Below are 12485 nucleotides of genomic sequence, written 5' to 3' on the forward strand. Positions count from 1 at the left end.
GCGCGACGACGTTTCCGGCTGTCGTTCGGTACTGAAGTAACCCATTTGCCGGGCGGATGACAACCGGTACGCGACGATGGCATAGTCCCGACACCGTTTGGCGGAGGAAAATCGGATATGACGAAGACCATGGGCAATAGCGCCGATCTCTCGGGCCGGGTGGCGGTGGTGACCGGCTCGACCAGCGGGATCGGATACGGCATTGCACGGCATTTCGCCCTTGCAGGGTGCAATATCGTGCTGAATGGCCTCGGCGATGCGGACAGGATCGAGGAGACCCGCGCCGGGTTGGCCGAGGAATTCGGCGTGTCGGTTCTCTATGACGGGGCGGACATGACCAGGCCTGACCTTGTCCGGGGAATGATCGCCGACGCGACCGAGCGGCTGGGGTCGGTCGACATTCTGGTCAATAACGCCGGCATCCAGCATACCGACCGGGTCGAGAATTTCCCCACTGCCAAATGGGACGCGATCATCGCTATCAACATGTCATCCGCGTTCCATTCCAGCGCGGCAGCCGTGCCGGGAATGCGCGAACGTGGATGGGGCCGGATCATCAATATCGCATCCGCACACGGTCTGGTCGCGAGCGCCAACAAATCAGCCTATGTCGCCGCCAAACACGGGTTGGTCGGCATGACCAAGGTGATCGCACTCGAAAACGCGGGCAGTGGCGTCACCTGCAATGCGATTTGCCCTGGCTGGGTACGGACGCCGCTGGTCGAACGTCAGATCGAGCAATTGGCAAAGGAGAACGGAACCGACGTCGAATCGGCCGCGGTCAATCTGCTTTCTGCCAAACAGCCGTCGCACCAGTTCGTGACGCCTGAACAACTGGGTGGAACAGCGCTTTTTCTGTGCTCACCGGCGGCCGCTCAGATCACCGGAACGTCGCTTTCCGTCGACGGTGGGTGGACTGCCCAATAGAACACCGGTCGGGGGTTTTCAGGTCCGGGTCTTCAGGGGCGGGCCTTCAGAGTCGGGGATGCTGCGGCGGCGACTCTGGCGCCGGCATGTCGCGTTCGTCACGGAGCATGGATTCGAGCCGGTCGATTCGGCGAAACAGATCGAGCGATCGTCGGCCGAGGCTGATCACCGCCTCAGGCAGCCGCTCGTCGTCAAGCCATCGATCGTCGAGGCAAACGCCATGTGCGCCCAACGCGAACCTGTCGGAAAGGGCTTCGTCCATCGACATTTCGCCGGTTTCCACGGCCCGGTGGGCAAGCATCCACGCCATGGCCTGGGTCAGTCGGCTCGTGATCCGCATGGTCTCCTGGCTGATCAGCAGCCGGGTATCCGGTGACCATTCCGCCCTTCCGGCATGATCGGTATAGGCCATATAGTTTCGGGCCTCGACGATCAGGGCGAGTGTTTCGTCATAGGTCTTCCTGAAGAACGGTGTGGCCGCAATTACGTCCGCCAACAGACGACCCTTTCCCAGCCTCGAATTCCAGTTCACATACGTCGATGCAGCTTATATCAACGGCTCGATCAGACCAATCGGCACGATGCGTGAATACTCATGCGCGATGGCGATGGCCGCGCCCCGGAATTGGGCGCGGATCGTCGCTCCGGCCTCTTGATCGGACCCGACGAAATTCCTACTTGATATCATGAGGGTCGCCGAACGCGGGGCCCTCGCAAAGACCCACAAGGACGCCGCCATCGAATATGGGGTGTCCGCCATTATATCGCTCTGAAGGAGGGTATACTATGCGTAGTTACGACCTGAATCCGCTTCTGCGTTCCAGCATCGGTTTCGATCGGATGAGCCGTCTTCTGGACAGTGCTCTGGAACAGGATACGTCCGCTCATTCCTATCCCCCCTATAACATCGAGAAGCTTGGCGATGACGATTATCGCATAACGATGGCCGTCGCCGGTTTCTCACGGGAAGAGCTGGACGTTACCCAGACCGGCGGATCGCTGGTAATTTCGGGCCGCAAGGAAACCAAGGAAGGCGACAAGGAGTTTCTCCACCGCGGCATCGCGGCGCGAAGCTTCGACCGACGCTTTCAACTGGCGGATCATATCCGCATCGTGAACGCGCGGCTCGACAACGGGTTGCTGCATATTGATCTCCACCGCGAGGTGCCTGAGCAGATGCGGCCGCGGACGATCAATATCGCCACGGACGCCGAAGCCGGTGCCCGCTCGGTCGAGGATCAGGGTGAGCGTTCAGCCGAACGCCCGGCGCTGTCGTCGGAAAGCTCCCAGGAACATCAGGCAGCCTGACCGTCTGCCGTAACAGCCAGGAGGGGGGCGGATTTTCCGCCCCCCTTTTTTTTGCGCAATCAGGCCTTTGTCGGGATTTTGCGATGCCGGGCGGGGCGCCGGATCACCCGGCGATAGAGCGGGGCAAGCACCGCCGGAAGCCCGTAGATTGGTACCTGAGCCGCAGCAAAGAACAGCAGCACGTCACTGTCGGCGCCGCCGCCGAGGGCTGCGATCTGAAGGCCCATATTGCGATAACCGGCCATCAGCATGACCGCCGCAGCCGCAGGCCCGCTCAGCCATCGGACCATTGGCAGACAAAGCGCCTGCAGAAGGCAGCTCAGCAATAGCGCCATCGACACGATGAGGCCGACAGCCGCCGGATCCTGAGCGATCTGGCCGCGTACTCCGTCCATGACGCCGGCGGCGAATAGGCACATCGCCAGCACCAGACCGCCGCTGATCCGGTCGCCATGGCGGCCGATGCGGTCGACGCCGATTAACCGTCGGCAAATCATCGCCAGCCCGACCGACCCGACGATGATCAAACCCAGCCGGCCCATGAACAGCCCGGCCGCGATCGGAATATCGATACCCGAGGCAAGCAGGATTATTGGCGGCACCGTCAGCGGGCTGACGATCGTCGTCAGGACGATGGCGATCACCGTCATGGACGCATCGGCGCGCAACATCATGGCGATGCCCGCAGCCCCCAATAGTGGCGGCGCGCTGGCATACAGCATCCAGCCGATCGTCACCGCTTCGATGCCGGGATCCGGCATAAGAGCGTCGACGACAGCGCCGACGGGAATGAGCGCAAGCCCGGCAGCGACCGGCAGCACGATCATCAGCCAGACGAGAAGGGATATCAGGCGCACAGGCTGCCGCAGCCGCGTCATCAGATCGGCCGGGTCCAGGCGAACAAGCGCCAGCACGAGCATGGCGACGATGAACGGGGTGAGAAACGGCCGCAGAACAGCGGCGACAGGGGGTGCGAGCAATCCCGCCACCAGGCCGAGCGGCAGGGCGGCCGGTCCGAGTCGGCCAAGCATATCGAGCAGGCCGCCCGCCGATCGGCCGATGAAAGAGAAGGGCATGATAGGGGTGATGGCTCCTGAAGGCGCTCCCTGAGGGTCGGTGCCGCTATGCGCAGACTCTCGCATGGACGGGCACGGCGGGCACATAAAAAAGGACCGCCCCGATCGGGGACGGTCCTCATGGCGCCTCGCCTGTTCAACTGCTTTATTAAGTGAAGCTAATCATCGCGGTGAAGGTGCGTCAACAGGATTATGACAAGTCCGGGCACATTTCTGGTCGCCGGGCGGCGGCGTATTCAACCCTCGCAGGCGATTGGTCCTGTTGGTCGGACGTCGTCGGTGAAAGGGATGAATGGTTGCGCGCGAACCGGAATTCGGGCGAAAAATGGCCGTCTCTCGAAAACGAGAGACGGCCAAGTACAACAGGGAGGCATCAATGAGGATCAGATCAATCTTCGACCTGACCGCCGCTGCAGCGGCCCGAGGGCCACTACCCTAACAATATACACCCTATACCGGAGGATTTAAAGAAGGGTTAAATGCACGACAAAAGTGCGTCCCCGGTTGCCGTCAGCGATGAACCGGATACTGTCGGGCCAATTCATCCCCGCGCGACGGGCGCGCCGGGTGCCGGCAACGTCATGATCAGGAGGAACAAGGCCACCATGTCCGAATACGCGCAGGATCCGATCAGCCCGTTCGAAAGCGGCGATCTGGACCGTCGCAGCGCCAATTTCGCGCCGCTGACGCCATTGTCGTTTCTGAAGCGGACCGCGTCGGTGTTCCCCGACAGAACGGCCGTTATCCATGGCCGGCTAAGGCGCACCTGGCGGCAAACCCACGACCGGTGCCTGGCAGTCGCTTCGGCGCTGCGGGGGCGGGGTGTCGATCGCGGCGATGTCGTGGCCGTTATGGCGCCGAACATCCCGGAACTGATGGAGGCTCATTTCGCGGTTCCGATGGCGGGGGCCGTGCTGAACGCGCTCAATACCAGGTCGGACTCGGAGACCGTCGCCTATATTCTGGACCACAGCGCGGCCCGGATTCTCATTGCCGATCGTGAATACGAACCCGTCATCAGCAATGCTTTGTCGCAGATGCGCGGCCCGGCACCGCTTTTGGTGATCATCGACGATCCTGAAGCGGAACTGCCGCCGAAAGACGCGTCAGGGGGGATTCCGAACCCCGGCATTACCTATGACGACCTGGTGGCCGAAGGCGACCCGGCATTCGAGCCAACCGGTCCGGCAGACGAATGGGAGGCAATCGCCCTCAACTACACCTCGGGCACCACTGGAAACCCGAAGGGCGTCGTCTATCATCACAGGGGCGCCTATCTGACGGCCGTCGGCAACATCATGACCTGGGGCATGGGTCACCACCCGGTCTATCTCTGGACACTGCCCATGTTCCACTGCAACGGGTGGTGCTTTCCGTGGACGATCACGGCGATGGCCGGAACTCATGTCTGTCTGCGCAAGGTGACAGGACCTGCGATCTATCAGGCGGCGGCCGAACATGGCGTAACCCACCTGTGCGGCGCGCCAATCATCATGTCGATGCTGGTCAATGCCGACCCGGCCGAACGTCGCGCCTTGCCCAACCGCGTTGCGATGATGACGGCCGCATCCGCGCCGCCGTCGGCGGTGCTGCGGGCAATTGACGAGATCGGCATCGACGTGACGCATGTCTACGGCCTGACCGAGGTCTATGGCCCGGCAGTGGTCTGTGCCTGGAACGAGGATTGGAACGCATTGCCGGCAGACGAGCGGGCCGCCAGACGGGCCCGCCAGGGCGTATCCTATCCGGTGCTCGACGGCCTTATGGTGGCCGAGCCCGACACGATGGTGCCGGCTCCGCGCGACGGCGTCACGATCGGCGAGGTTTTCATGCGCGGCAACGTGGTCATGAAGGGGTATCTGAAGAACCCGGAGGCGACGGAGAAGGCGTTCGCGGGCGGATGGTTCCACACTGGCGATCTCGGCGTCATCCATCCCGACGGCTATATCGAACTGAAGGACCGCTCCAAGGACATCATCATCTCGGGTGGCGAGAATATCTCGACGATCGAGATCGAGGACGTTCTCTTCCGCCACCCCGGCGTACTGGATGCTGCAGTGGTTGCCCAGCCGCATGACGTCTGGGGCGAGACACCCTGCGCATTCGTGACGCCGAGGCCCGGTGTCGCTCTGACCGAAGAGGAGATCATCGCATTTTGCCGCGAGACCATGGCGCACTACAAATGTCCGCGGGCCGTTGTATTTTGTGATCTGCCGAAAACGTCGACCGGCAAGATCCAGAAATTTGCACTGCGGGAGAAGGCGAAGGCGCTCGCCGAGCGTGAGTCAGGCTGAAGCAACACCAAAAAGGTCGGAAAGCGATTTTTCTGTCGCCTTCCGACCTCCAGGTTGTCACAGAGCCGATCGAGTCGTCCAGAACGGCGGCCTGCTTATTGCCGCCGGATTGATTCAGTCGTTCGACTTGAGGCCGAAAGAACCGAATTTCTGGTTGAACTTCGAAATGCGGCCGCCACGGCTCGACGCGCGCTGGACGCCCGTCCAGGCCGGGTGTGATTTCGGGTCGATATCGAGCCGCATCACATCGCCCGGCTTGCCAAAGGTTGACCGGGTGGTGAATTCACTGCCATCGGTCATAATGACCTTGATGTCGTGATAGTCAGGATGGATTTCGTTTTTCATGGATCAGCCCCTCGGAAAAGTCAGGCGGGTATATAGCCGATGAGTGACCTGCACGCAACCGCCGCATCGCGCTGCCTGCCGGTCGTCGTCCCGCCTGCCTTCACAGGACCGCGGCCCGGTCGCCCAGAGGGGGAGCAATGACCGACCCGACAGCGCAGTCACGGCCGTTCGATGCCATTCGGCGACTCGGCCCCTATCTCGCGCCGCACAAGGGGCGCCTGGCCGTCGCGGGGGCGGCGCTGACGATCACGGCAATGACGCTGTTGGGAATGGGGATCGGAATCCGCATCATGGTGGATCGCGGTTTCGCGGACGGCGCTCCCGATTTCCTCAATCGGGCCATCGCGATTCTTGTCGCGGTCATTGTGGTGATGGCCGGAACGACATATTTGCGTCTCAAGCTGGTCTCGTGGATAGGAGAAACGGTCGTCGCCGGCTTGCGGCGCGATGCCTATGATAGCGTCATCGTCCTCGATCCCGACTATTTCGAGACCATGCGGTCCGGCGACGTGGTCGCCCGCCTGACCGCGGATACCGGCATCCTGCAATCGCTCGTCGGCGGCACGCTGCCGGTGTTTCTGCGCAATTCGCTCACTCTGGCGGGCGGCGCGGTGCTGTTGGTGATGACGTCGCCATGGCTGGCGGCCCTGACGGCGTTGGTCGTTCCGGTCGCGCTCGTGCCGATGATCGTAATCGGACGGCGGGTCCGGCGGCTTTCAGGGATCACCCAGGAAAGGATCGCCGATCTCGGCGCGCGTATCGACGAGACCGTCCACGGCGTTGCCACGGTTCAGGCGTTCGGCCAGGAAAAGCGGGAAAGCCAACGATTCGCGGAGCAGACAGCCGATGCCCTTGCTGCGGCCATGAAGCAGGCCGATATGCGCGCCGCGTTGTCGGCGTCCGTCATCACGCTGGTGTTCGGTGCGATCGTGATCGTCCTTTGGGTCGGCGGGCATCAGGTGATCAGCGGCGACCTGACCCCCGGCGCGTTGACGGCGTTCATCTTTTACTCCGTTCTGGTCGCCGGTGCGGCCGGCGGCATGAGCGAGGTCATGGGAGAACTGCAGCGGGCGGCCGGCGCCACCGATCGGCTGTTCGAGCTCATAAACGCCCGGCCGGTCGTGGCGGCGCCGGACCTGCCGACGCCGCTGCCGCTGCCGTCACGGGGCGCTCTGGCTTTCGACGGCGTATCCTTCGCGTATGCGAGCCGCCCGGGCAGCGCGGTGTTGGCGGATATCGATCTCGTGGTAGAGCCAGGCACAACGGTCGCGCTTGTCGGGCCGAGCGGTGCCGGCAAAAGCACGGTTTTCCATCTGGCATTGCGTTTTCGCGATCCGCTGGCGGGACGCATCCTGCTCGACGGGGTCGATCTGCGGGATGCCGACCCAGGGGCGGTCCGGGGCCGAATGGCGTTGGTGCCCCAGGATCCGGTACTTTTTTCGGGGACGGTGGCCGAAAACATCCGCTATGGCCGCCCGACGGCCAGCGACGACGAAATGGAGGCGGCTGCCGAAGCCGCCAATGCCAGCGGCTTCATCCGCGATCTTGGCGATGGCTACGACAGTGTGGTCGGAGAACGTGGTGTGCGGTTGAGCGGCGGTCAGAAGCAGCGGATCGCCATTGCGCGCGCCCTGCTTCGCGATCCGGCGCTGCTGTTGCTCGACGAAGCAACCAGCGCGCTGGATGCCGAGAGCGAGCATTATGTTCAGGCGGCCCTCGACCGGCTCATGGCCGGTCGGACGACGCTGGTCATCGCCCATCGGCTCGCGACAGTGCGTGAGGCCGATCGGATCGTCGTGCTCGATCGCGGCCGGATCGTCGATATTGGCCGGCACGAGGAATTGCTGGAGCGCGGCGGGCTGTATGCACGGCTGGCGGCGCTTCAGTTCAACGCGGTCGATCCCGATAGCGTGCTATCGAAACCTCTTCGGGACCGGACGAACGGCGATGGCGTAGGCAGCAGGGTCAGGGCCGCTGGTGCCGGAACCGAAAGCAGACGAGGGTAAAAACGTTGGTATCCTTACCGCAGGCCAGAAGCGCCGCCGAACGGCGCAAGATACGCAGGGCGCGCATGCCGCGGCACGCCACCGAGCGCGACACGGCTGACATCGCCGCGATATTCGCAGAAGCCTTCGCCATCTATCTGCCGAGACTCGGTCCGGCTGCCATTCCGGACGCAGCCACGCTGCCGCAACGAATACAGGCCCGGCAGGTCCATGTCGTCGACGGGGAACTCGACCCCAGACGTGCGCCGAAACGCGGTTTCGGCTCGCGCTCCTGGGCCAGGCCGGTGCGGTGGTTCGCCAAACCGACCGTCCGTCCGGTCGCCGGTGCGCGCGCCGCAGCGCAGGCAGCGCCGCCGAAGGAACCGGAGGGACCGGTTGCCACGGTAACGCTTGCGCAACGGGGCCGGACGCTCGTGATCTCGGATCTGGCGGTGTTGCCGCGGCACCAGCACCGCGGGATCGGGCGCAATCTCCTGATGTTCGCCGAGATGACGGCCTATCGTCAGGGGCTTTCTCGGCTGGAGGTGACGAATTCAGCCGCAATGTGGGAGACCCAGGCCCTGTATGCGCGAATGGGATTCGAGGAACTCGACTCTTTCGATGCTGACGATATCGAGTATGTGCAGCTATTCAAGCGGCTCGGCCCCGATCGCCGGCGGCGAAGCTGACCCGGCATCGGTCGGACGGGGCGCCGGTGATCCTGATGCAGCGGAACAGCAATGACGGGTGATGAGCGCCAGCAGGAGATCCTGAAGCTGGTCGGAGAGCGGGGATTTGCCACGATCGAGGCTCTGGCTGCCCGTTTTGACGTCACTCCCCAGACCATCAGGCGGGACATCAACCGGCTCAGTGAGCAGGGTGCGGTTCTGCGCTATCATGGCGGCGCCGGCCTGCCATCGAGCGCACGCAACACAGAGTATGCCGATCGCCGTATCAGCCGCCTGGCCGAAAAGGAAATGATCGCAGCAAGGGTCGCGGCCGATATTCCCGACAACAGTTCGCTGTTCATCAATATCGGCACGACGACCGAGGCGGTTGCCCGTGCCCTTGGCAATCATGCCGGGCTTCGCGTCATCACCAACAACATCAATGTCGCCCGCATTCTGATGGCCCGTCCGGATTTCGAGGTGCTGATCGCGGGCGGGATCGTCCGGAATGCGGATGGCGGAATCGTGGGCGAGGCATCGATCGATTTCATTAACTCTTTCAAGGTAGACTTCGGGATCATCGGGTGCAGCGGGATCGATCCTGACGGTACGCTGCTGGATTTCGATACCCGCGAGGTTAGGGTCGCGCAGGCGATTCTGTCCAACAGCCGGCGGGCGTTTCTGGTTGCCGACCATACGAAATTCAACCGGGGCGCAATGGTCAAACTCGCTCCGCTGGAGGCAGTCTCAACGCTCTATACCGACCGTCCGCCGTCGGACCATTTCAGGGCGCTCCTGGGCGAGCGCGGTGTGGGGCTGGTGGTGGCCACCGGCGAATGCGAAACGGCTGGGCGACCCGGTATTCCCGGACCGCGATCCGGGATGACAGACACCGGCATGACGGGCAGTGACGATCGTGCAGCCGATGAAAGGGAAGAGTAGTCGGCGATACCTCGCGGTCGCCGGGCCAGCGCTGGGGTACGCATTTTGGCGGTTGCAATGTCGCGCGAGCGTTGTAACCTCGCAGACGGAAAATTGCAAAATTGACCAAGTTTGTCCGAAAGGTTGCTTCAACAACGGTCCTTCTTCGATCGAACTGATACATCGCCGCTGCCCGCGCAGCGTCGTCGCCATCCATCGTCCCGTGACGGCCTGCCAAAGGGTGGATCGCCAGAAGTTGGGTGAGGGCTACGTGTGGGTATGCGGTTTGTGGCGTACCGATCCCCTGTGGGGTCTGGTTTGCGGCGTCGGCAGGTCCTCGTATGCGAGGGGCCGTCGGGGGCCCGGACCGTCGCCGGACGCAATACTAGGGTGCATTAATGGATATGACGACACAACGCGACGACCGAGACCGCCGTAGCCTCGATAAAGAGGCGCTCAAGAAGTCGTTCATCGACTGGTTGACCTATGCGGTGGGCAAGGATCCCGGACACGCGACGTCGCGTGACTGGTTCTCCAGCGTCGCGCTGGCTGTGCGGGATCGGGCTGTCGACAACTGGATGGATACGACGAGGAGCCATTACGCCGAAGACAAGAAGCGTGTCTACTACCTGAGTCTTGAGTTCCTGATTGGCCGGCTTCTGGCGAACAATGTCGCCAATCTCGGCATACGGGATATCGTGCATGAGGCACTGACCGAACTCGGCCTCGACCCGGAAGAGATATTTCTGGCGGAGCCGGATCAAGCGCTCGGCAATGGCGGACTTGGCCGGCTCGCAGCCTGCTTCATGGACAGCATGGCGTCCGTTGGCGTCGCCGGCTACGGCTATGGCATCCGCTACGAGTACGGCATGTTCCAGCAGCAGTTCGAGCGTGGCTATCAGGTCGAATCGCCCGAGGACTGGCTGCAATACGGCAATCCCTGGGAATTCGAGCGGCCTGAAGTCGCTTATCCGATCGACTTCTACGGGTCGGTCGATGCCGCAGTGGACGCCGACGGCAATCGTCATTTTACGTGGGTCAAAACACAGCGTGTGGTGGCCATGGCCTATGATACGCCGGTGGTTGGTTGGGGTGGCCAGACCGTCAATACGCTGCGGCTATGGTCGGCGCGGCCGAGTTCGGGCTTCGATCTGGGCCACTTCAACAGCGGCAACTTCATGGCCGCCGTTGAAGAGCAGGTCATGTCGGAGAATCTGAGCCGCGTGCTCTACCCGAACGACAGCACGCCGATCGGCCTCGAACTGCGGTTCCGGCAGGAATACTTCTTCACTTCGGCGTCTCTGCAGGATCTTCTGCGGCGCTTTCTGCAGGACCATAAAGACTGGGACTTGCTGCCGGCCAAGGTGGCGATCCAGATGAATGATACCCATCCCACGATCGCCATCCCCGAGCTGATGCGCCTGCTGATCGACATGCACGGGCTCTCCTGGGCGAAAGCCTGGGATCTGACGACCAGGACGATCAGCTATACCAACCATACCTTGCTGCCCGAAGCGCTGGAAACCTGGCCCGTGCCTCTCGTCGAGCGCGTTCTGCCTCGCCACATGCAGATCATCTACGAGATCAATGCGGAATTTCTGAAACGGGTCCGGCAGCATCCGGAATCCGACAATGCCATGCTCGCGTCGCTGTCGCTGATCGACGAGCATGGGGAGCGTCGGGTGCGGATGGGCAATCTGGCGTTTCTGGGCAGTCATACCGTCAACGGCGTCTCGGGCCTGCATACCGAACTGATGAAAAAGACCGTATTCCGGGACATGCACCGTCAATTCCCGACGCGCATCGTCAACAAGACCAACGGCATCACGCCGCGGCGTTGGCTGCACCAGTGCAACAAGCCGTTGTCACGATTGATAACCGATACTATCGGCGATCGGTGGATTGCCGATCTCGAACAACTCGAACGGTTGAAGCCGCATCTCGACGACGTGGGCTTCCTTGACGCCTATACCGCAGCCAAAGGCGCCAACAAGCAGCGCCTGGCAACAGAGATCGAATCGCGCATCGGCTTGTCCGTCGATCCGACCGCGTTGTTTGATGTACAGATCAAGCGCATTCATGAATACAAGCGGCAATTCATGAACCTGATCCAGACTGTCGCGCTGTATAATGCGATGCGCGACAACCCGACGGCGTCCTGGGTGCCGAGGGTCAAGGTCTTCGCCGGCAAGGCCGCCAGCGCCTATCACGTCGCCAAGATGACGCTGAAACTGGCCAACGATATCGCCCGCGTCGTCAACCAGGACCCCGCAGTCCGCGACATGCTCAAGGTCGCCGTCCTGCCGAACTACAATGTCAGTCTGGCGGAGATCATCATTCCGGGTGCGGATCTGTCGGAGCAGATATCCACCGCCGGAAAAGAGGCTTCCGGAACCGGCAATATGAAATTTGCCCTGAATGGCGCGCTTACGATCGGAACGATGGACGGCGCCAATGTCGAGATACGCGAGCGGGTCGGTGACGAGAACATCTTCATCTTCGGGCTTTCGGCCGACGAAGTTGCCGACCTTCGGCAGTCGGGAGATTATCATCCGGCTTCGATCATTGACGCCGATCCCGCGCTGAAACGCGCTTTGGATATGATCGCGTCCGGCGTGTTCTCGCCCGACGAACCGGACCGGTTCCGGTTCATGGTTGACAGCCTGTATCACGGCGATACCTGGATGACGGTTGCCGATTTCGCCACCTATGACAATACCCAGCGTTCGGTTGGGACACTGTTCGCCGATCAGCGCCGCTGGATGAAGAAAGCGGCGATCAATACCGCCTCATGCGGCTGGTTCTCATCCGACCGAACCATAAGGGAGTATGCAGAGGGTGTTTGGGGGGCCATGCCGCCGATAAAGATCGCGGCGGAGTAGCGCCGGGCGATTCTGGACCCGTTTGCCATGTACTATTTGGCGTTCGCCGCCTGAGCGTCTATTGTCGCCGGGGCAAATT

At 62.2% G+C, this 12485-nt stretch carries 10 protein-coding genes and 1 pseudogene; 7 read left to right on the forward strand and 4 right to left on the reverse strand.

Features of this window, described 5'->3' with window-relative positions; translation table 11 throughout:
• The first annotated feature begins 117 nt into the window (after positions 1-117).
• The gene (locus ABZ728_RS15435; RefSeq protein WP_366657119.1) at positions 118-927 is read left to right on the forward strand and encodes a 3-hydroxybutyrate dehydrogenase; all 810 of its coding nucleotides are present in this window, start codon (positions 118-120) and stop codon (positions 925-927) included.
• Between the two features lie 46 nt (positions 928-973).
• Here the strand turns inward: ABZ728_RS15435 and ABZ728_RS15440 are convergent, their stop codons facing one another.
• Together ABZ728_RS15440 and ABZ728_RS15445 are read right to left on the reverse strand one after the other, a co-directional pair.
• The gene (locus ABZ728_RS15440; protein ID WP_366657120.1) at positions 974-1423 is read right to left on the reverse strand and encodes a DUF1465 family protein; all 450 of its coding nucleotides are present in this window, start codon (positions 1421-1423) and stop codon (positions 974-976) included.
• A gap of 51 nt (positions 1424-1474) precedes the next feature.
• Entirely contained in the window at positions 1475-1615 is a 141-nt protein-coding gene (locus tag ABZ728_RS15445; RefSeq protein ID WP_366657121.1) for a hypothetical protein, read from the reverse strand.
• Positions 1616-1713: 98 nt separating this feature from the next.
• Between ABZ728_RS15445 and ABZ728_RS15450 the strand changes: the two genes are divergently transcribed.
• Complete coding sequence (locus ABZ728_RS15450) at positions 1714-2235, forward strand: Hsp20 family protein (protein ID WP_366657122.1); 522 nt, start codon at positions 1714-1716, stop codon at positions 2233-2235.
• Positions 2236-2294: 59 nt separating this feature from the next.
• Here the strand turns inward: ABZ728_RS15450 and ABZ728_RS15455 are convergent, their stop codons facing one another.
• Positions 2295-3311: a hypothetical protein gene (locus ABZ728_RS15455; RefSeq protein ID WP_366657123.1), complete on the reverse strand. Its 1017-nt coding sequence runs from the start codon at positions 3309-3311 to the stop codon at positions 2295-2297.
• A 605-nt stretch (positions 3312-3916) separates the two neighbouring features.
• Between ABZ728_RS15455 and ABZ728_RS15460 the strand changes: the two genes are divergently transcribed.
• Positions 3917-5605 (forward strand): acyl-CoA synthetase, encoded by a 1689-nt coding sequence (locus ABZ728_RS15460; RefSeq protein WP_366657205.1) that lies wholly within the window; start codon positions 3917-3919, stop codon positions 5603-5605.
• A 114-nt stretch (positions 5606-5719) separates the two neighbouring features.
• Here the strand turns inward: ABZ728_RS15460 and rpmE are convergent, their stop codons facing one another.
• Entirely contained in the window at positions 5720-5950 is a 231-nt protein-coding gene (gene rpmE / locus ABZ728_RS15465; RefSeq protein ID WP_366657124.1) for a 50S ribosomal protein L31, read from the reverse strand.
• 137 nt (positions 5951-6087) lie between these two features.
• On the opposite strand from rpmE, the gene ABZ728_RS15470 reads away from it, so the two are divergent.
• From ABZ728_RS15470 to ABZ728_RS15485, 4 genes and pseudogenes are all read left to right on the forward strand, one after another.
• On the forward strand, positions 6088-7956 hold the full coding sequence (locus tag ABZ728_RS15470; RefSeq protein ID WP_366657125.1) for an ABC transporter transmembrane domain-containing protein: 1869 nt from the start codon (positions 6088-6090) through the stop codon (positions 7954-7956).
• Positions 7957-7961: 5 nt separating this feature from the next.
• The gene (locus ABZ728_RS15475) at positions 7962-8624 is read left to right on the forward strand and encodes a GNAT family N-acetyltransferase (protein WP_366657126.1); all 663 of its coding nucleotides are present in this window, start codon (positions 7962-7964) and stop codon (positions 8622-8624) included.
• A gap of 51 nt (positions 8625-8675) precedes the next feature.
• Positions 8676-9377 (forward strand): annotated as a pseudogene (locus ABZ728_RS15480) (DeoR family transcriptional regulator); the annotation flags it as partial.
• Between the two features lie 545 nt (positions 9378-9922).
• Positions 9923-12406, forward strand: coding sequence for a glycogen/starch/alpha-glucan phosphorylase (locus tag ABZ728_RS15485; protein WP_366657127.1), 2484 nt, complete (start codon positions 9923-9925; stop codon positions 12404-12406).
• Positions 12407-12485: the final 79 nt, after the last annotated feature.

Source organism: Fodinicurvata sp. EGI_FJ10296 (assembly GCF_040712075.1).
Classification (GTDB): Bacteria; Pseudomonadota; Alphaproteobacteria; order DSM-16000; family Inquilinaceae; genus JBFCVL01.

Bases quoted from the DNA above. Each gene is read 5' to 3' on its own strand.
- ABZ728_RS15435 (WP_366657119.1), top strand. From the start codon at position 118: ATGACGAAGACCATGGGCAATAGCGCCGATCTCTCGGGCCGGGTGGCG.
- rpmE (WP_366657124.1), bottom strand. From the start codon at position 5,950: ATGAAAAACGAAATCCATCCTGACTATCACGACATCAAGGTCATTATG.
- ABZ728_RS15455 (WP_366657123.1), bottom strand. From the start codon at position 3,311: ATGCCCTTCTCTTTCATCGGCCGATCGGCGGGCGGCCTGCTCGATATG.
- ABZ728_RS15470 (WP_366657125.1), top strand. From the start codon at position 6,088: ATGACCGACCCGACAGCGCAGTCACGGCCGTTCGATGCCATTCGGCGA.
- ABZ728_RS15485 (WP_366657127.1), top strand. From the start codon at position 9,923: ATGGATATGACGACACAACGCGACGACCGAGACCGCCGTAGCCTCGAT.
- ABZ728_RS15445 (WP_366657121.1), bottom strand. From the start codon at position 1,615: ATGATATCAAGTAGGAATTTCGTCGGGTCCGATCAAGAGGCCGGAGCG.
- ABZ728_RS15450 (WP_366657122.1), top strand. From the start codon at position 1,714: ATGCGTAGTTACGACCTGAATCCGCTTCTGCGTTCCAGCATCGGTTTC.
- ABZ728_RS15460 (WP_366657205.1), top strand. From the start codon at position 3,917: ATGTCCGAATACGCGCAGGATCCGATCAGCCCGTTCGAAAGCGGCGAT.